This is a genomic window from Nonomuraea sp. NPDC050733, from assembly GCF_040654215.1.
Taxonomy (GTDB): domain Bacteria; phylum Actinomycetota; class Actinomycetes; order Streptosporangiales; family Streptosporangiaceae; genus Nonomuraea.
Map to the genome: position 1 here is coordinate 84,964 of NZ_JBFAHO010000008.1, position 18,344 is coordinate 103,307.

The 18,344-nt window shown below is 73.3% G+C and carries 16 protein-coding genes; 6 read left to right on the forward strand and 10 right to left on the reverse strand.

What is annotated here, in order from left to right; all coding sequences use genetic code 11:
- Positions 1-17: 17 nt before the first annotated feature.
- Complete coding sequence (locus tag AB0H64_RS16715; protein WP_357624721.1) at positions 18-2,096, reverse strand: serine/threonine-protein kinase; 2,079 nt, start codon at positions 2,094-2,096, stop codon at positions 18-20.
- Between the two features lie 75 nt (positions 2,097-2,171).
- Between AB0H64_RS16715 and AB0H64_RS16720 the strand changes: the two genes are divergently transcribed.
- The 3 genes from AB0H64_RS16720 to AB0H64_RS16730 are packed head-to-tail and all read left to right on the forward strand — an operon-like array spanning position 2,172 to position 5,519.
- Positions 2,172-3,710, forward strand: coding sequence for a succinic semialdehyde dehydrogenase (locus tag AB0H64_RS16720; protein ID WP_357624723.1), 1,539 nt, complete (start codon positions 2,172-2,174; stop codon positions 3,708-3,710).
- 44 nt (positions 3,711-3,754) lie between these two features.
- A complete protein-coding gene (locus AB0H64_RS16725; RefSeq protein ID WP_357624725.1) occupies positions 3,755-4,525 on the forward strand; it encodes an MBL fold metallo-hydrolase in 771 nt (256 codons plus the stop codon).
- A gap of 4 nt (positions 4,526-4,529) precedes the next feature.
- Positions 4,530-5,519 carry a pyridoxal-phosphate dependent enzyme gene (locus AB0H64_RS16730; RefSeq protein WP_357624727.1) on the forward strand — a complete coding sequence of 330 codons (990 nt, stop codon included), beginning with the start codon at positions 4,530-4,532 and terminating at the stop codon, positions 5,517-5,519.
- A 28-nt stretch (positions 5,520-5,547) separates the two neighbouring features.
- Here AB0H64_RS16730 and AB0H64_RS16735 read toward each other — a convergent pair whose 3' ends face one another.
- Genes AB0H64_RS16735 through AB0H64_RS16745 form a run of 3 tightly spaced genes read right to left on the reverse strand, consistent with a single transcriptional unit; the run spans position 5,548 to position 7,698 of the window.
- The gene (locus tag AB0H64_RS16735) at positions 5,548-6,411 is read right to left on the reverse strand and encodes an SDR family oxidoreductase (protein ID WP_357624729.1); all 864 of its coding nucleotides are present in this window, start codon (positions 6,409-6,411) and stop codon (positions 5,548-5,550) included.
- A gap of 55 nt (positions 6,412-6,466) precedes the next feature.
- Positions 6,467-7,210, reverse strand: a complete 744-nt coding sequence (locus AB0H64_RS16740) for an N-acetyltransferase (RefSeq protein WP_357624730.1) — start codon at positions 7,208-7,210, stop codon at positions 6,467-6,469.
- An 11-nt stretch (positions 7,211-7,221) separates the two neighbouring features.
- Positions 7,222-7,698, reverse strand: coding sequence for an Lrp/AsnC family transcriptional regulator (locus AB0H64_RS16745; RefSeq protein ID WP_357624732.1), 477 nt, complete (start codon positions 7,696-7,698; stop codon positions 7,222-7,224).
- Positions 7,699-8,048: 350 nt separating this feature from the next.
- Here AB0H64_RS16745 and AB0H64_RS16750 point away from each other — a divergent pair, with 350 nt between their 5' ends.
- The 3 genes from AB0H64_RS16750 (at position 8,049) to AB0H64_RS16760 (ending at position 10,927) form a co-directional block, all read left to right on the forward strand.
- Complete coding sequence (locus AB0H64_RS16750; RefSeq protein WP_357624734.1) at positions 8,049-8,891, forward strand: SDR family NAD(P)-dependent oxidoreductase; 843 nt, start codon at positions 8,049-8,051, stop codon at positions 8,889-8,891.
- 82 nt (positions 8,892-8,973) lie between these two features.
- Complete coding sequence (gene guaA, locus AB0H64_RS16755; protein ID WP_357624737.1) at positions 8,974-10,521, forward strand: glutamine-hydrolyzing GMP synthase; 1,548 nt, start codon at positions 8,974-8,976, stop codon at positions 10,519-10,521.
- 7 nt (positions 10,522-10,528) lie between these two features.
- A complete protein-coding gene (locus AB0H64_RS16760) occupies positions 10,529-10,927 on the forward strand; it encodes a helix-turn-helix domain-containing protein (RefSeq protein WP_357624740.1) in 399 nt (132 codons plus the stop codon).
- 32 nt (positions 10,928-10,959) lie between these two features.
- On the opposite strand, the gene AB0H64_RS16765 is transcribed toward AB0H64_RS16760, so the two are convergent.
- From AB0H64_RS16765 to AB0H64_RS16790, 6 genes are all read right to left on the reverse strand, one after another.
- Positions 10,960-12,582 (reverse strand): FAD-dependent monooxygenase, encoded by a 1,623-nt coding sequence (locus AB0H64_RS16765; protein ID WP_357624743.1) that lies wholly within the window; start codon positions 12,580-12,582, stop codon positions 10,960-10,962.
- A gap of 67 nt (positions 12,583-12,649) precedes the next feature.
- A complete protein-coding gene (locus tag AB0H64_RS16770) occupies positions 12,650-13,273 on the reverse strand; it encodes a helix-turn-helix domain-containing protein (protein ID WP_357624746.1) in 624 nt (207 codons plus the stop codon).
- A 55-nt stretch (positions 13,274-13,328) separates the two neighbouring features.
- The gene (locus AB0H64_RS16775) at positions 13,329-14,774 is read right to left on the reverse strand and encodes a hypothetical protein (RefSeq protein ID WP_357624749.1); all 1,446 of its coding nucleotides are present in this window, start codon (positions 14,772-14,774) and stop codon (positions 13,329-13,331) included.
- A gap of 55 nt (positions 14,775-14,829) precedes the next feature.
- Positions 14,830-15,543, reverse strand: a complete 714-nt coding sequence (locus tag AB0H64_RS16780; protein WP_357624751.1) for a polysaccharide deacetylase family protein — start codon at positions 15,541-15,543, stop codon at positions 14,830-14,832.
- Positions 15,544-15,821: 278 nt separating this feature from the next.
- Positions 15,822-17,060, reverse strand: a complete 1,239-nt coding sequence (locus AB0H64_RS16785; RefSeq protein WP_357624754.1) for an acyl-CoA reductase — start codon at positions 17,058-17,060, stop codon at positions 15,822-15,824.
- 218 nt (positions 17,061-17,278) lie between these two features.
- The gene (locus AB0H64_RS16790) at positions 17,279-18,316 is read right to left on the reverse strand and encodes an acyl-protein synthetase (RefSeq protein ID WP_357624756.1); all 1,038 of its coding nucleotides are present in this window, start codon (positions 18,314-18,316) and stop codon (positions 17,279-17,281) included.
- Positions 18,317-18,344: the final 28 nt, after the last annotated feature.

Consider the following 18,344-nt stretch of genomic DNA (forward strand, 5'->3'; position numbering starts at 1 on the left):
TGGCCGAACCCGATGGTTCAGTCGCCCTTGGCGGGGTTGACGGTGAAGACCGGGCTGAAATCCAGATTGTCGGGGACTTCCAGCAGCTTGCGTACCAGCCGGCCGTCGAACCCGACCACCTGGATCTGGTCGGTGGAGGCGTTGTCCTGCTCCCAGCAGTACAGGTGCGTCTCGTCGTACCAGCCGAGCACCTTGTCGCAGTCGGAGGCGAACTGCCGCGCGCGCCGGCCGGTGGCGGAGTCCCACACGCAGTGGTCGCCGTCGCCGCCGCCGGGGCAGTTCGTCACGAACGTCCTGCCCGACGGGGAGAAGAGGTCCTGCGTGCCGGACGCGAGCGAGCCCACACCCGGCACGTCGCGGACGGTCTTGCCGGCGGCGTCGTAGAACCGCAGTCCCTTGCCGGAGTCGTAGAGGTTGACCACGCCCCGCTGGTCGGGGTCCCAGCCGAAGCCGGTGTCGGGCGGGGCGGCGCCGCCGGACAGCTTCACCACGCCTGCCTTGGCCTCGGCCACGTCCACCAGGACGAACCCCGGGTACACCCAGTCCTCCTTGCCGCGGGTGTCCTTGGTCTCCTTCTCGATGTTGAGCAGCAGCCTGGAGCCGTCGCGGGACCACGACCGGATGCTGCTGATCAGCGGCTTGCGGACGGTCTTGACCGTGGACGTCACGCCTGTGCCGCGGTCGGTGACGATGACCGAGTCGTAGCCGTCGCCGGTGTACTTGCGGCCGCGCGTGGCGATGCGGCGGCCGTCGGGGGAGACCAGCGTCTCCCAGTTGCCCGCGTACTTCTTGAACCCGCCGCGCAGCGACTGCCGGGCGTAGTCCACCCAGTCGTCCGAGCGCTTGTCGTAGACCTCGTACGAGGTGAGCGTGACCGGGTCGGTCGGCAGCTCGTACAGGTCGATGGCGCCGCCCGGCACCCGCTTCCTGACGGGGGTCCGCGTGGGTCCGGTGGTGGGCGTCCGGCCCGTGGCGGTGGGGGTCGGCGTGGCACGGGACGCGGCCGTCGTCGTCTTGCGCTGCGTCACGATCAGCGCGACGCAGGTCAGCAGGAGCAGCGTGACGGCCGCGGTCACGCCGACGATCATCGGAGCGCGGCTCCTGCGCCGCGGGGGCAGGGCGGTGGACATCGGCATGGGCCCCGGTACGGGTCCCGACGGCGGGCCCTGCGGGCGCGGCGCCCACGGCGGCGGAGGCTGCTGGAAGGGGGACTGAGCCGCGGGCGGGCCCGGCTGCTGGAAGGGCGCCGAGGGCCGGCCCGGCTGCTGGAAGGGGGCCGCGGACTGGCCCGGCTGCTGGATGAGCCGCATGAGCACCTGCTCGGCCGTCGGCCGCCGCGCCGGGTCCTTGTCCAGGCAGGCGGCCACCAGCTCACGCAGCGGGCCGTCCAGGACGCCGAGGTCGGGCGGGTTGTTGAGCACCCGGTTGATCACGGCCGGCATCGTGTCGCTGCCGAACGGCGCCCGTCCGGACGCCGCGTACACCATCGTGCTCGCCCACGAGAACATGTCCGCGGACGCCCCGGCCGGGTGACCGAGGATCTGCTCGGGCGGCATGTACGACGGCGTGCCCACCGGCATGCCGCTGATCGTGGAGGTGGCGTTGAGGGCGCGGGCGATGCCGAAGTCGATGACGCGCGGCCCGTCGGCGCCGAGGATGACGTTGGCCGGCTTGACGTCGCGGTGGACGATGCCCGCCTGGTGGATGGCCGCCAGCGCGGTGGCCGTGCCGATCGCCAGCCGGTGCAGGGACGCCCCGGCGCGCGGCCCCTCCTCCTGGACGATCCGCTGGAGCGACGGCCCTTCGATGAACTCGCTGACGATGTACGGCCGCTCCTGCTCGACGCCCGAGCCGAGCACGGCCGCGGTGCAGAAGGGCGCGATCTGCTGCGCCACCTGCGCCTCGCGCAGGAACCGCTCGACGCTCACCCGGTCGGCCGCCAGGTCGTGGCGCAGCCACTTGACGGCCAGCGGCGTGCCGGAGGCGTCCCTGGCCAGGTAGACGACGCCCTGGCCGCCCTCGCCGAGCCTGCCGGCGAGCTCCAGGCCCGCCAGCCGTCGCGGATCGCCGGGCCTGAGCGGAGCGATGGATGGCATGAGGGGATTGTGGCCCGTCGCCGCGCATCCACAAAAACTACCGGTCGGTAGCAGTTCCGGAATATCCTTCTGACCATGCACGTGACGACGCCCGAGCGCGTGACCACGGCCCATGTGACCTCCAGCGGGGAGACGCGGGAGATCAGCACCCCGTTCACCGGCGAGCCGCTGGCCCGGCTGCCCCTCTCCAGCGCCGGCGACGTCAGCCGCGCCCACGCCCGGGCTCGCGCGGCCCAGGCCGAGTGGGCCGCCCGGCCCGTCGCCGAGCGCGTGCGCCCGTTCCTGCGGCTGCACGACGCGATCCTCGACCGGCGCTCCGACATCCTCGACATCGTCCAGGACGAGACGGGCAAGGCCCGCAAGCACGCCTTCGAGGAGGTGCTGGACGTCGCGGGCTGCGCGCTCTACTACGCCCGCCGCGCCCCGCGCCTGCTCGCGCCGCGCCGCCGGCAGGGCGTCTTCCCCGTGGCCACCCGGGTGAGCGAGCTGCGCTCCCCCAAGGGCGTGGTGGCGCTCGTGTCGCCGTGGAACTACCCGCTCTCGCTCGGCGTCACCGACGCCGTGCCGGCCCTGCTGGCGGGCAACGCGATCGTCCACAAGCCCGACACGCAGACCGCGCTGTCCACGCTGTGGACCATCGAGCTGCTGGCCGAGCTGGGCATGCCCCGCGAGATCTGGCAGGTGGTGCTCGGCGAGCCCGCCGAGATCGGCGAGGCGCTGCTCGACGGCGCCGACTACGTCGCCTTCACCGGCTCCACCCGCGGCGGCCGGAAGATCGCCGAGGAGGCGGCCAAGCGGCTCATCGGCTGCTCGCTGGAGCTCGGCGGCAAGAACCCGATGCTGGTGCTCGACGACGCCGACCTCGACCTCGCCGTCCAGGGCGCCGTCCGCGCCTGCTTCACCAACGCCGGCCAGCTCTGCCTGTCGGTCGAGCGGCTGTACGTCCACGCGAGCGTGTTCGACGCCTTCGCCGAGCGGTTCGCCGCCCAGGCGCGCGGCCTCCGGCTGGCCGCCGGGCACGACTGGTCCGCCGAGATGGGCTCGCTCACGTCCAGGCGGCAGCTCGACACGGTCACGGCGCACGTGGAGGACGCGCTGGCCAAGGGCGCCACGCTGCTCGCCGGCGGCAGGGCCAGACCCGACCTCGGGCCGCTGTTCTACGAGCCGACCGTCCTCTCGGGCGTCACCGAGGACATGGCGCTGTGCCGCGACGAGACGTTCGGCCCGGTCGTCGCCCTCCACCCGTTCACCTCCGACGACGAGGCCGTCGCGCTCGCCAACGACACCGTCTACGGGCTCAACGCCTCCGTCTGGACCTCGGCCCCGGCGCGCGGCCGCGCGATCGCCGCCCGTCTCCGGGCCGGGACGGTCAACCTCAACGAGGGGTACGGCGCCGCGTACGCCTCCTACGACGCCCCGATGGGCGGCATGAAGGCGTCCGGTCTCGGCCGCAGGCACGGCGCCGAGGGCCTGCTGCGCTACACCGAGGCGCAGACCGTGGCCGCGCAGGCGCCGTGGCTGGGGTTCGAGCCGCCGGGCGGCATGCCGTACGAGAAGTGGGCGGGCGTGCTGGCGACCACGCTCAAGACCATGCGCAGGCTGCGGCTCAAGTGAGAACGGGCGGAATACTCGGCCCGCCGGCCGTGTCGTAGCCGAACATGGAGATTCGGTACGCGGGCGGTCCCACCGCCGTTCTGGAGATCGGCGGCGTGCGCCTGCTGATCGACCCCACCTTCGACGCGCCCGGCGACTACCCGATCGGGCAGCGCGCGCTCACCAAGACCGGCGGCCCGGCGTTCGGCCCGGACGAGGTGGGGCCGGTGGACGCGGTGCTCCTCTCGCACGACCAGCATCCCGACAACCTCGACCGCGCGGGCCGCGCCTACCTGGCCGGCGCGCCCCTCGCGCTCTCGACGGGATCGGCGGCCGAGCGCGTCGGCCCGCCCGTGCGCGCCCTGCCGAACTGGAGCCACGTCGAGCTGCCCCGGCCCGGCGGCGGCGTGCTGCGGATCACCGGCGTGCCGGCGCAGCACGGCCCCGACGGGAGCGAGCACCTCGTGGGAGAGGTGACCGGGTTCGTGCTGAGCGGCGACGGTCTCCCGACCGTGTACGTGAGCGGCGACAACGCGTCGCTGGACGTGGTGCGCGCCATCGCCGGCCGGGTGGGCCCGGTGGACGTGGCCGTGATCTTCGCGGGCGCGGCCCGCACGGCGCTGGCGGACGGCGCGTACCTGACGCTGACCAGCGACGACGTGGTCAAGGCCGCCGACCTGCTGGGCGCCGGGCACGTGGTGCCGCTGCACTTCGAGCACTGGGCGCACTTCTCGCAGGGCCGTGACACGCTCGCGGCGGCGCTGGCACCGCTGGGGGAGCGGGCGCACCTGCTCGCCCCGGGCGAGCGGGTCACCCTCCCAAGCGTGGGACCATGATCCGGTGACCTGGACGGAACACGCGCTCGCCCTGCTGGAGCCGGGCGAGCCGACGCCGCTCATCGAGCTCCCGGTCGCCGCGCCGGGGGTGCGGCTGCTGCTGAAGGACGAGTCGAAGCACCCCACCGGGAGCCTGCGCCACCGGCACGCCCGCGCGCTGTTCCGCCGGGCGGTGCTGGACGGGCTGGTCGCCGAGGGCACGCCCGTGGTGGAGGCCACCGGTGGCAACGCGGCCGTGGCGCAGGCGTGGTTCGCGCGGCGGCTCGGCCTGCCGTACCTGGTGGTCATGCCGGGAGAGCGGAGCGAGGCGCGGGCGCGGCCGGTGGAGGAGCTGGGCGGCGCCTGCCGGTTCATGACGCCACCGCTCGCGATCTACGACGCGGCGCGCGAGGCGGCCCGCGAGAGCGGCGGCCACTTCCTCGACCAGTTCGGCCGCGCGGCCGAGCACGACCTCGCCGGGGAGCTGTTCGCGGAGGAATGCCCCGACTGGGTCGTGGCCGGAGCCGGCACCGGAGCCACCTCCGCGACCCTCGGCCGCGCGGCCCGTGCGGCCGAGGGGCGGCCGACCCGGGTGGCGGTGGCCGACCCCGAGAACTCGGCGTACTTCCCCGGCTGGACGCTCGACGCCTCCGACTACGCCACCGGCATGCCGTCGCGGATCGAGGGTATCGGGCGGCCCAGGATGGAGCCCGGCTTCCGGCCCGACCTGGTGGACCTGGTGATCCCCGTGCCCGACGCCGCCTCCGTGGCGGCGGCCCGGCGGGTGCGCGCGGTCACGGGGCTGCCGGTGGGCGGCTCGACCGGCACCGCGCTCTGGGGCGCGCTGGAGCTCGCCGGACGGATGGCCGGGCGGGGGGAGAACGGCACGGTGGTGTCGATCATCGGCGACGCGCACCCGAGGCACCTGGCGACCGTCCACGACGACGAGTGGGCCTCGGCCAAGGGGCTGGACTGGCGGGCGCACGACGAGGAGCTGCTCCGCCGCACCGGCTGAGCCCGCAATCGGCTGAGCCGGTGGCGCCTCAGCCCGGGAGCGTCTCGCCGCCGATCGGGGCGAGGATCTCGCCCGTGTAGTACGACGACAGCCGGTCCGCCGCGAAGAACACATACGACGGCGCGATCTCGTCCGGGTGCGCCGCGCGCCCCATCGGCACCTGCTTGCCGAACGAGCCGACCTTCTCCTCCGGGAACGTGGCCGGGATCAGCGGCGTCCACACCGGACCTGGCGCCACCGCGTTGACCCGGATGCCCCGGTCCACCAGGTTCTGCGCCATGGAGTAGGTGAAGGCGTTGATCGCCCCCTTGGTGGCGGCGTAGTCGAGCAGCGTCTTGTTGCCGCGCAGCCCGTTGATGGACGAGGTGTTGATGATCGCGCTGCCCTCGCGCAGGTGCGGCAGGGCGGCCTTGGTGACGCGGTAGTAGCTGTGGATGTTGACGGCGAACGTGTGCTCCCACTGCTCGTCGCTCAGCTCCTCCAGCCCCTCGACCGGTGACTGGTAGGCCACGTTGTTGACCAGGACGTCCAGGCCGCCGAGCTCCTGGACCGTCTGCTCGACGACCGACGCGCAGTGGTCGCGGTCGCTCAGGTCGCCCGGGATGAGCACGCAGCGCCGCCCGGCCTCCTCGACGAGCTTCCTGGTGTGGTTGGCGTCCTCGTGCTCGGCCAGGTACGCGATCGCGACGTCCGCGCCCTCCTTGGCGAAGGCGACGGCGACGGCCCGGCCGATCCCGGAGTCGCCGCCGGTGATCAGCGCGCGCTTGCCGGCCAGCAGGTCGCGACCCGCGTAGTCACGCATCTCGTCGCGCGGCTCGGGCGCCATCTCACCGCTGTGGCCCGGGTATTCCTGTGTCTGCTCCGGTGGGGTGCTGTTCGATTCTTCGGCCATGCGGAGCGCTTGCCCCCAACCGGCGAAGGCTAACGTCCGCGCCGGGGTTGGGGCCTCAGCCGAGCGGGTGGCTGACCCACACGTTGGGCTCCACGTAGACGGCGTGGTCGTGGGTCACGTCGCAGTGGACGGGCGTGAGGCCGCCGGGCACCTCCACCGGCCCTGTGCGGTCGAACGGCAGCCCGGTCCACTCGCGCCACTCGGCCAGCGACCCGGCGATCACCATCGAGCGGGACGCCACCCGGACGATCCGCCCGCCGGCCCGCACGTGGACGCGCAGCCAGGCGTCGTGGGGCAGGCCGTCGGAGCGGGTGCGGAAGGCGTACTCGGTCATGGGGGTGTGCGGCTCCAGGTGCTTCTGGTTGGGCCGGACCGGCGCGACCAGCTCCCGGAAGCCGAGCCGGGCGGCGTGGTCGCGCATCGCGGCCACCATGCGCGGCGAGACCCCGGACCCGAGCCGGTCGCTGCGCACCGTGATCTCCAGCGCGCTGATGCTGTCGGCCGTGGCGCCCGACTCACGGGCGAGCCTGCCCCGGCGGATCACCGTGTCCCAGCCGCCGTCGGGCAGCGGGTCGTCCTTGGCCGGGTACGGGATCATGCACCCGCGCGCCACCAGCCGGCCGGGCTCGGCGTCGTCGTCGGCCACCAGCACGAAGTCGGCGAAGGTGGCCGTCGCGGCCGGATAGAACATGTCGGCGACCGGGTCGTTCATCATGAACCCCGCCCACGAGTGGGCCATGTCCCACAGTCCCGTGGCGAACTCGGGGCGCTCGGCGAGAGTGGTGATCCGCAGCGACATGCGGACCATTGTCACATCTCGGACGGCCGTTGCACGGGCTGATGCTCGGTTTTGAAGATCAGGGTCGTCTCCAGATGGACGATCTCCTGCCGGGCCAGGAACTTCTCCAGCACCAGCCGGTGCAGGTGGTCGGCGTCGGCCACGGCGACGTGGACGAGGAAGTCCTGCGGCCCGGCCACGTGGAACAGCGTGATCGTCTCCGGCAGGGTCAGCACGAACGCCCGCATCGGGTCCACGAGCTGGCTGGTGTGGGGCCGTACGCGCAGGGCGAGCAGCGCCTGGAGCGGCCGGCCGAGGCGCGCGGTGTCGACCGAGGCGCGGAAGGCCGTGATGACGCCCCGGCGGCGCAGCGAGCGCACGCGCTCCAGCGAGGTCGAGGGGGCGACGCCGAGGCGGTCGGCGAGCTCCTTGTTGGGCAGCCGCGCGTCGTTCTGCAACTCGGCCAGGATCGCGAGATCGATCGCATCCAGTGCGGCGTCATGCCTCATCGTCATCCTCCTGTTCGGCGAGGGTAGCCGTTCGCCGCCTCATCGACCACCGGGGCCGGCGTCACCTCCACGGCCGGATGGCGGCGCGGAGAATGCCGCCCGGCCGTATCACCAATTGCCAGGAAATTTATCTTCTCAGGAGGAGTTTTCTTTTCTGTCGCTCGCTGATTGTTCCTTTTGATGGTGAGAATGGGTGCACGGGAACCGCCGCCGGGCGTGGCGCTCGCCCACGTGGCGCGGTCTTTCCCTGCGAATTCCTTCGCTTTTCCGTCATAGGCATGACTTTTCCGGAACGCCCTGGACTGACCGGCGAGTTCCTGTAGCGTCGAGACGAGCGCTAGGAGGCTTCGGTGCGGGAACTCTCCGGCAAGGTCGCGGTGGTCACGGGTGCGGCGAGCGGCATCGGCCGGGCACTCGCCGTCAGGTTCGCGAGCGAGGGCATGTCCCTGATGCTCGCCGACGTCGATCCCGGCGGGCTCGCGGAGACCGCGACGCTGGCGGGCGACACCAAGGTCCTCACGCAGATCACCGACGTGTCCGACGAGGCCGCCGTGCACCATCTCGCGGAGCGGGCCTTCGGCGAGCTGGGGGCCGTCCATCTGCTGTGCAACAACGCGGGCGTCTACCAGGGCGGCCACCTGTGGACCCGGACCCGCGAGGACTTCGCCTGGGTGCTGGGCGTCAACCTGTGGGGCGTGCTCCACGGCATCAACGCGTTCGTGCCCCGCATGATCGAGCAGGACACCGAGGGGCACATCGTCAACACGGTGTCGGTGGCCGGCCTGTCCGCCGGGCCGCACGCGGGCGGCTACGCCGTCAGCAAGTACGCCGCGTTCGCCGCCTCGCAGGCGCTCGCCCAGGACCTGATCGCCTCCGGCTCCAGGCTCCGCGTCACCGCGCTGTGCCCTGGAGCGGTCCGGACGCGCATCAACCGCTCCGAGCGTGTGCGCCCGTTCGACCTGTCCGTCGCCCGCACCTCCGACGAGCTGGAGTCTCAGGAGCGGGTCGACGCAGGCGTCGCCGGCGGCATCGACCCGGCGCGGGTCGCGGACATGGTCGTGGACGCCGTACGCGAGGAGCGCTTCCTGCTGCTGACCCACCCGGAGTTCGGCGGGAGCATGCGGCGGCAGACCGAGACCCTGCTGGCCGGTGGCCTGCCCCCGCTGCGGCGGGCGGAGCCCAGGGAGGCGTGAGCCGGACGGGCGGCCGGTCCAGGCCGAATGCGGGCTGCCGATAGACTGGGGACACCGCATTCGCCTCTGGGGGGTTTCTTCGGTGTCTGAGTTCGACACAGTTCTCGTGGTCGACTTCGGCGCGCAGTACGCGCAGCTGATCGCGAGGCGGGTGCGCGAATGCCACGTCTACTCCGAGATCGTCCCCTCGACGATGCCCGTCGAGGAGATGCTGGCCAAGCGGCCCAAGGCGATCATCCTGTCCGGCGGGCCCTCGTCGGTCTACGCCGACAACGCGCCGGCCGTCCCGCACGGCCTGTTCGAGACGGGCGTGCCCACGTTCGGCATCTGCTACGGCTTCCAGGCGATGGCGCGCGCGCTCGGCGGCGAGGTCGCCCGCACCGGTGTCGCCGAGTACGGCGGCACCCAGCTCGACGTCGTCACCGAGGGCGTCATCTTCGCCGGCCTGCCCGCGACGCAGAAGGTGTGGATGTCCCACGGCGACAGCGTCAAGGCCGCCCCCGCCGGCTTCGCGGTGACCGCCTCCACGCGCGAGACGCCGGTCGCCGCCTTCGAGCACCCCGAGCGCGGCCTGTACGGCGTGCAGTTCCACCCCGAGGTGCTCCACTCCGAGCACGGCCAGGCGGTGCTCAAGCACTTCCTCGACGCGGCCGGCTGCCGCCCGACGTGGACCATGCTCAACATCGTCGAGGACTCCGTCGAGGCGGTCCGCAGGCAGGTCGGCGACGGGCGGGCGATCTGCGCCCTGTCCGGCGGCGTCGACTCCGCCGTGGCCGGCGCCCTGGTCCAGCGCGCCATCGGCGACCGGCTGACCTGTGTCTTCGTCGACCACGGCCTGCTGCGCAAGGGCGAGGCCGAGCAGGTCGAGCGCGACTTCGTCGCCGCCACGGGCGTCAAGCTGCGCGTCGTCGACGCCGCCGACCGCTTCCTCAAGGCGCTGGAGGGCGTCAGCGACCCGGAGGAGAAGCGCAAGATCATCGGGCGTGAGTTCATCCGCGTCTTCGAGGACGAGCAGCGCGCCATCATGGCCGACGGCCCGGTCGACTTCCTGGTGCAGGGCACCCTCTACCCCGACGTGGTCGAGTCGGGCGGCGGCACCGGCACCGCCAACATCAAGTCCCACCACAATGTCGGCGGCCTGCCCGAGGACCTCCAGTTCACCCTGGTCGAGCCGCTGCGCACGCTGTTCAAGGACGAGGTGCGCCGGGCCGGCGAGGAGCTGGGCCTGCCGCCCGCCATGGTGTGGCGCCAGCCGTTCCCCGGCCCCGGCCTCGGCATCCGCATCGTCGGCGAGGTCACCCGCGAGCGGCTCGACCTGCTGCGCGAGGCCGACGCCATCGCCCGCGAGGAGCTGTCGCGGGCCGGCCTCGACCGCGACATCTGGCAGTGCCCGGTGGTGCTGCTGGCCGACGTCCGCTCGGTCGGCGTCCAGGGCGACGGCCGCACCTACGGCCACCCGGTGGTGCTGCGCCCCGTCACCTCCGAGGACGCGATGACGGCCGACTGGTCGCGGGTGCCGTACGACGTGCTCTCGCGCATCTCCACCCGCATCACCAACGAGGTCCGCGAGGTCAACCGGGTCGTGCTCGACGTGACGAGCAAGCCGCCGGGCACCATCGAGTGGGAGTGACGGCCCCGTGCCGGAGGATCTCCCCCCGACGCCGGACGACGCGCAGGGCTCCTGCCCGATCCCGCCGCGCGACCTCCTGGACGTCGTCTCCGGCAAGTGGCCGATCCAGATCATCGTCGCCGCCTCGACCGGCCCCGTCCGCTTCACCGAGCTGGAGCGGACGGTCGAGGGCATCAGCCGGCGCGTGCTGACGCTGACGCTGCGCGACCTGGAGCGCGACGGGTTGCTGGAGCGCACGGTGCACCCGACCGTCCCGCCGGTGGTGGAGTACCAGGCCACGCCGATGGCGCTGGAGCTGCACGAGGCGATGCTCACGCTGACCGCCTGGTCACGGCGGCACAGCGCCCACGTGGCGGCCTCGCGCGAGCGCTACGACGCCCGGCAGGCCGCCGCCACGGCCTCCTGACGGGTTTCCCCGGAAGGCCGGTCGGGCGAGGGTCAGGCGGCCTCGCCGAACCAGCGGGTGAGCGCCGCGTGCAGGGCCCGCAGCTCGCCCTCGTCCGGGTCCGGCGAGGACGACGCCCAGGCCACGTAGCCGTCCGGCCGCACCAGGAGCGCGCTCACCTCGCTCGGCGACCCGGAGGAGCGCGCGGTGACCGTGTCGACCCGGTCGTGCCAGCCCGCCGCCTCCTTGGCCGGTGACGCGCTGCCGGTCAGGTCCAGCAGCAGGGGCCGGGCCGTGCGGGTCAGCTCGGCGAGCCGGAGCGGGCCGCCACCGGTGCCGCCGCCCGTGTCCAGCGTCAGGTCGGGGGCGAGGCGGCCGGTCAGCGGGTGCGCGTCCTCGCCGCCCATGTCGTAGCGGACGTCGGACCCGGCCATCGTGGCGGCGATGTGGCGGGCGTTGGCCGGATCGCGGAGCAGCTCGGCGAACAGCTCGCGCAGCGCCGTCACCTCGCCGCCCGGCGCGAGCAGCGCCGACTGCGCCTGCGTGTGCATGACGACCCGCTCGGCCGCCGGTCGCCGCTCGCTCTCGTACGTGTCCAGCAGCGCCTCGGGGGCCAGGCCCCGGACCACGGCGGCCAGCTTCCAGCCGAGGTTGACCGTGTCCTGGAGGCCCAGGTTCAGGCCGGGGCCGCCGATGGCGCTGTGCACATGGGCGGCGTCGCCGGCCAGCAGCACCCGGCCGTCGCGGAACCGGTCGGCCAGCCGGGTGTTGCCGCCGGTCAGCCGGCGCAGCAGGTGCGGCCCGTCGCCCTCCGGCGGCCCGAAGCCCACCTCCGCGCCGAGCACCCGGCGCACGCTCTCCCGCAACTCGTCCAGGGACATGGGCGGCAGCTCGGCGGCCTCCCCGGTGTCCCACTCCATGGTGGTCAGCACGGGCGACCGGCCGGAGAACGGGGCGAACGCGATCAGCCCGTGATCCGTGCGATGGTGGATGAACGGCGGCACGAGGCCGTAACCGGGCACGTTCAGCCCGCCGGTGGCGGGGTCGACCAGCGAGGCCGGCACGGCCACGTTCGCGCTGCGGGAGACCGTGTCGTCCCTGGTGACCCCGGGGAAGCCGATGCCGCACAGCCTGCGCGTGACGCTGCGGCCGCCGTCCGCGCCGACCAGGTAGCGGGCGCGCAGCCCGTACGGGCCGCCGGGCCCCGCGATCTCGGCGGTGACGCCCTCCGCGTCCTGGGACAGACCCGTCAGCTCGTGTCCCCGCCGGATCTCGACGCCGAGCTCGGTCGCCCGCTCCTCCAGCACCTCCTCGAGGCGGCGCTGCGGCACCTGGGCGATGGAGAGCGGATTGTCCTCCACGCCGGTCAGGTTCAGCGGCAGGGCGCCGAACACGTAGCCGGGGACGGGCCGGGGCGGCTCGGGGCTGCCGGTCAGGCGCTCGTACAGGCCCCGGCGGTCGAGCACCCGGAGGACCTGGCCGACCAGGCCGTTGGCGCGGTGCTCCTCGGTGCGGGCGGCCAGCCGCTCCAGCACCACGGGCCGCACCCCGGCGAGGGCGAGCTCGCAGGCGAGCATGAGCCCGTTCGGGCCGCCGCCCGCGATGACGACGTCGACGGGTCTGCCGGGGGTGGTCTCGGCGGAGATGTCGGTGTGCACGGTGATCCTCCTGGTCATCGGAGAAGGGCATGACGCATCGGCCCGGCGGCGCCGGGCTTCGTACCGTGGGGTTGTGGGTGTGGGGCTACGGGGTGGTGAGCCCCTGGGAGAGCCGGCCGAACGCCTCGCGCAGCAGCACCTCCACCGAGGCCGTCGGTCCGGTGCGCAGCGACTGCTGCATGACCGCCGCGATGGCGGCGCCGACGGCGCCGGCGACGAGGTTCGGGTAGAGGTCGCGGGTGACGTCGGTGCCCGTGCGCTCGGCGATCGCCGCGGCGAACTCGGCCTGGGCGGCCGAGTTCGCCTTGACGAACTCGCCCTGCAACGCCGGCTCCTCCACCATCAGGCGGAGCCCGGCGGTCCGCTCGTCCGACGCCTCCGGCCGCGTGTCCAGACCGAGCGCGAACTGCGAGACCGCCGCGTCGGTGATCGCCTCCCACAGCGGCTTGTCCGCCGGCTGGGCACGCAGGTCCTCCGCGATCGCGTGGGCCCGCTCGACGTGCCGGGCCGCGATGGCCTCGCCCTTGCTGGAGAAGTAGTTGTTGAAGGTGCGGGGGGAGACGCCCGCCTCGGCGGCGATGTCCTCCACCCGTACGTTGTCCCACCCGCGCTCCACGGTGAGCCGGATGGCGGCCCAGCTCAGCGCGATGCGCGTCTCTCGCTTCTTGCGCTCGCGCAGCCCCGAACGCTCACGGTCGTCACTTCCCACGACCACCACGATACATAAATTTGCTGGCTCCGCAAAGATGCGTGGTCCGCAAATTTTAGCCGGCTTCGGGACCCGGGACCGGCTCGGTGGCCGGCCGCCGAGCCCCGCGCAGCACCCGTACCAGGCTGCCGAACAGCAGCGGCGCCATCATCATCCCCACGAAGAGCGGCGTGGCCATGTACCGGTAGTCCTGCGCCGAGATGTTGGCCAGCACGGCGAGCTGCTGCCCCGCCACCACCGCCACGACCGCCGGCACGTACCTGTTGCGCAGCGCCCACGCCGCCAGCCCCGCCGTCAGGTACGACAGGTACGCCCAGGTCGCGCCCCGCCAGAGCAGCCAGTCGTAGCCCGGCTCCGCCGAGGTCAGCAGCCACGAGTCGGCCACCCGGTACAGCTCCGCCGACTTCGGCCGCAGCGAGAACATCCACCGCTGCGGGTAGTCGGGCACCTTGTTCGGGCCCACGTACGTCTCGGCGCTCGGCCGGCGCGAGAAGCGGTACGTCTGCCCGCCCACGGCCCACTCGTCCTGCACCGGGTTCCACGCGATCGAGCCCCGGCACAGGCGGGCGTCCACGACGTCCACGGGCCGCTCGGTGAGCAGCCGCCGCCACAGCTCCAGCAGCTCGCCCGCGTGCGCGTCGGCCTGCTGCCAGCTGAAGTCGCGCCGCCAGATCAGCGGGTTGATGGTGTAGCAGGTGCCGCCCTCGTTCCACCGGGACAGGGGGGCCACGGCGGTCATGAGCGTCCTGTCGCGGTCGTCGAACAGCTCCGGATGCTCCCGGTACAGGACCGCGATGTCGCCGAAGGCCGTGTGGTAGACGTACGTGCTGGACGGGGCCGCGATGCCCACGCGCGGCAGGACGGCGTTGCTGAGCACCAGGGGCACGGCCGCCGCGACGAGCCCCACCAGCGTCAGCCGTACCCTCGCGCCCCGCACCACGACCAGCAGCACGGCCACGGCGACGCCGACCACGAGGAAGCCGTTCGCCCGGAACAGCCCGAGCGCCAGCATGAGCGTCCCGAGCCCCGCGAGCCGCCAAGCGGTGAGGTGGCGTGCCGCCGCCAGCCCCGCGCACGACGCCGCGATCGCGACCGCGCACAGCGTGAACGGCACGTCCTTCCACAGCGCCACCGCGAACGCGCCCACCGGCGGCAGGAACGGCAGCAGGACGGCCACGGCCGTCGTCGTCCTGCGCGGCGCCCCCAGCGCCTTCAGCGCGGCGGCCAGGTACGTGAGCGTGGCCGCCATGGCGGTCGTCTGCAGCAGCGTGACCGCGCCGATGTCGCCCGTCAGGCGCACGCTCAGCCACAGCAGCGCGTCGTAGGCCACCGAGTGGTCGCTCACCCACGGCCCGACCATGGTGTGGCTCAGGTACAGAACCGAGTCGCGGCTGAACAGGCCCGGGTAATACGCGGCCCACCAGCACGCGAGCACGGCCTGGATGGCGAGGAAGGTCGCGAGCGTCGCCCAGCGCGATGGCTTCGCGGTCTCCGTCAGCATGCGCTCCCCGTCCCGGCTACCGGGGCGGTCGCCCCGACGTGCTTCCTACCGCGAACTAGGGAAAACTCACACCGGCGTCCGGGGTCCTGCCGCCGAGCAGGGTCGGAACGGTCACCAGGTGATATCCCTGCTTCTTCAGCTCCTTGAGGATCGCCGGCATGGCCCGGACCGTCTGCGGGACCGTGTCGTGCATGAGGATCACACCGTCGCGCTTGGCCAGCCGCAGCACCGCGGCCTTGATCTTCGCCGGGTCGCGCAGCTTCCAGTCGAGGGTCGTGCCGGTCCACAGCACCTGGGAGAGGTCCTGCGAGCCGGCGAGCCCCAGCACCCTCGCGTCGGTGTGCCCGTACGGGGGCCGGAACATCCGCAGCCGGCGGCCGGTCACGTTCTGGACGACGTCCTGGGTGAGGCGGATCTCGTCGATGATCTCCTGGTCGAGCAGGGTCGGTAACGACGGGTGCGAGTAGGTGTGGTTGCCGATCGCGTGCCCCTCGGCCACCGTCCTCCTGACGACCGACGGGATCTGCTCCACGTGCTTGCCCATGAGGAAGAACGTGGCCTTCACGTGCTCGCGTCGGAGCACGTCGAGGAGGGTGCCGGTGTACTTGCCGGGGCCGTCGTCGAACGTCAGCGCCAGGCACCTGACCTTCGCGCAGTCGACCCGCGCCTCCGTGCCCGTCCGTGTGCCCGTTCCCGTGCTCGTCCCCGTGCCCGCAGCCGGGGCGCCGCTCATCACCAGTGCGGCCGTCAGCAAGCCCTGAATCACCACAGGTGCCACCTTAAAGCCAAACATCCCCACCCGCGTGCGGGCCGCAACAGCCCCCTGGAGCGTGCCACCGAGCCGGCGCGCGTTCGGAGGGTGTCAGGTCATGGCCGGCGCCATCGCGCCGCGAAAGCGCGGGCCGGGTTCGCGGTGAAGACCGCGCATGCGACGTCCAGGCCAAGCTCACGCTCGATCCTCGGGCGCAGACCGGCGAGCAGGAACGGCCGGCCCGCTCGGGTGGGCCCGACGGGCAGGTCCGTTACCGGGTCCGGCGGGCAGGTCCGTTACCGGGATGAGGTGGTGACGGTCACCAGCCGGGTGAACTCGGTCGGGAGGTCCACGCCGTCCCATACCCGGTGGAACCCCAGCGCGGCCCCGATCGGCACCATCCGGTCCACCCCGCGCCCGCCCAAGGTCCCGGCCAGCGCGGCCAGCTCCTCGCGGCCGAAGCCGAAGTGCGTCATCGTCTGGTCCTTCCGCCGCACGACGCCCGCCAGCTCGCCGAGAGTGCCGAGCCGGGCGTGCGCGAACGTGCCTGTGCCGAGCCACCGCCGCGGAGCCAGGTCCGGCGCCGCCAGGACCACCTGGGCCAGGGCGTTGCCGTGGAACTCGACCGAGCCGGCCACGCCGTCGGCCGCCAGCCCGTACGCGGCCACCCGCTTCTCGACCGCCATCGCCGTGTCCACCGTCCACCCGCGTCGCGCCACGGCCGCCGCCAGGCAGGCGGTGAACAGGTCGCGGGCCGCCTCGCACTCGCCCGGGGAGCCCACCCAGAAGACGGTGCCCGGGGAGGAGCACGCGGCCTGGTCGAACCAGTACGCGTCGGTGGCGAACCCGTCGGCCACCGCCTCCCGCGTCGCCGGCTCGGCGGCCAGCCACGCCGCGGCCCGGACCACCGCGAACGACGACCGGTCGGGGAAGGCGAGATCGCGGGCGTGGGGGGCGAGCGGATGCCGGCGGATCTCGTCCACGGTACGGTCGCCGCCCCAGATCACCCGCAGATCGCACGCCGCCGACAGCTCGGCGGTGGGGTCGGGGGCTTGACCCGCGCTCTCCCGCCATGGACGGGCGCCCGCGCCCTCCCGCCGGGGACGGTCGTAGGAGACGATGCGCTGCGTGCGGGCCACCACCGGATCGGCGCCGTCGAGCGCCTCGTGCAGCACGCCGAGGATCACCTCGGCCACGACGCCCGCACGGGCCGACAGCCGGACGACGTTGCGGTTGCCCATGAGGGCCGACAGGGCCCAGGAGTAGACGAAGACCGTGTCGACGTTCGCCGGGGGAACGTGGAACACCAGCCCACGCGGCACCCGCACGTGCTCCCCGGACGCCGAACCGACGGCCCGCTCCAACTCGCGGGGCCGCAGGAAGAACCCGAGGGAGGCCAGCTCGGGATGCCGCCGCGCCACGGCGGGCCTGAGCAACCCGCGACCGACGGCCACGAGGAACTCCCGCACGCGCTCGTCCCCGACGCTCAGCCCCGGCCCCCCGGCCACGTCCCGGACCAGATCCCCCACATCCACGGCCCCCTCGAACGGAAACCGCACCCGGACCGCCCGTGCGTCAATGGTCCCGCCCGCCTGGCCCCAGGCCGCGCGCGAGGAGATCACGTCCGGGCACCCGACGCGCCCGGCATCGCCGGTAGGGCCCCTCACGTGGCCGCCACTTTCCGAAGGACCGGTCACCCGGCCGTCACTGCCCGAGGGGCCGGTCACGTGGCCGCCGCTTTCCGAGGGGCCGGTCACGCGGCCGCCCCCACCCCGCCCAGCGTGTCGCTGCATCCGCGTGCCTCCGCGCGGGCCAGTCGCCCCAGCACCGAGAAGCGCTTGCCCGGCCAGGTGCCGTCGTCCACCCCGTGGACGACCCCCAGGTCCTCGGTCAGCAGTACGTGCCCCGGGTACGACGTCGGCAGCGTGCTGACCACCTCGATGAGCCCCGGCACGCCCGGGGGAGCCTCCTCCCACGTCTCCGGATCGCGGATCACCACGTCGGCGAAGTCCGGGCAGTAGAGCCCGCCGCCCTCCGGCCCCTCCAGGAAGATCGTGCCGATCTGCTCCACCATGCCGTAGAAGTCATGGATCCGGGTCAGCCCGCACTCGCGCGCCAGCCGCCGGCGGAACTCGGCCGCGTCCACCGCCTGGTCGGCCAGCCTCTTCCACCCCCCGGAGTGGATCAGCACCCCTTGCGACAGGTCGAGCCCCAGCCCGCGCAGGTGCAGCCACACCATGTACGTGAACCCGAAGATCAGGAACGGCTCCCCGCCGTGCCGCGCCAGGAACCCCCGCACCGCCGCCCCGTCCACCTCGCCGCCCTCGTCCAGCACGAAGGTGTGGTCACGGCCGAGGTTCATCATGCCGAGCACCCCGGCGCCGCGCGCGCTCAGCGTCGTGGCCCGTACGACCGAGCGGGTGTCGGCGATCAGCATGGGCAGCCGCCGCTCGCCCAGCACCGCCCGGAGCGTCGCCGCCAGCATGCGCGGCTGCGCCGCCGCGGCCGCGCGGTCGAGGTGGACGCGGCTGGGCCGCTGCCCGGTCGTGCCGCTGGAGGTGAGCACCCGGAACACCTCCTCCTCGGGCACGCTGCGCAGCTCGTGCGTCTTGAACATCCGCACCGGCAGCCACGGCAGCTCCGCCACGCACGAGTACGGCCCGAGCGACCCGATCGCCGCCAGGATCCGCGCGTACGGCGGGCAGGCGCGCCGGTGCCGCTCCGTCAGCTCGGCCAGCCGCGGCAGCAGCACCCGCTCCCGCTCGGCCTGGCCCAACGTGAAGACACTCACCCGGTCTCCCGGGTTCGTCGTGGCCGAA

Excerpts from the sequence above, each read along its gene's own strand:
- AB0H64_RS16715 (WP_357624721.1), bottom strand. The coding sequence starts at position 2,096 with ATGCCATCCATCGCTCCGCTCAGGCCCGGCGATCCGCGACGGCTGGCG.
- AB0H64_RS16720 (WP_357624723.1), top strand. The coding sequence starts at position 2,172 with ATGCACGTGACGACGCCCGAGCGCGTGACCACGGCCCATGTGACCTCC.
- AB0H64_RS16725 (WP_357624725.1), top strand. The coding sequence starts at position 3,755 with ATGGAGATTCGGTACGCGGGCGGTCCCACCGCCGTTCTGGAGATCGGC.
- AB0H64_RS16735 (WP_357624729.1), bottom strand. The coding sequence starts at position 6,411 with ATGGCCGAAGAATCGAACAGCACCCCACCGGAGCAGACACAGGAATAC.
- AB0H64_RS16740 (WP_357624730.1), bottom strand. The coding sequence starts at position 7,210 with ATGTCGCTGCGGATCACCACTCTCGCCGAGCGCCCCGAGTTCGCCACG.
- AB0H64_RS16745 (WP_357624732.1), bottom strand. The coding sequence starts at position 7,698 with ATGAGGCATGACGCCGCACTGGATGCGATCGATCTCGCGATCCTGGCC.
- AB0H64_RS16765 (WP_357624743.1), bottom strand. The coding sequence starts at position 12,582 with ATGACCAGGAGGATCACCGTGCACACCGACATCTCCGCCGAGACCACC.
- AB0H64_RS16775 (WP_357624749.1), bottom strand. The coding sequence starts at position 14,774 with ATGCTGACGGAGACCGCGAAGCCATCGCGCTGGGCGACGCTCGCGACC.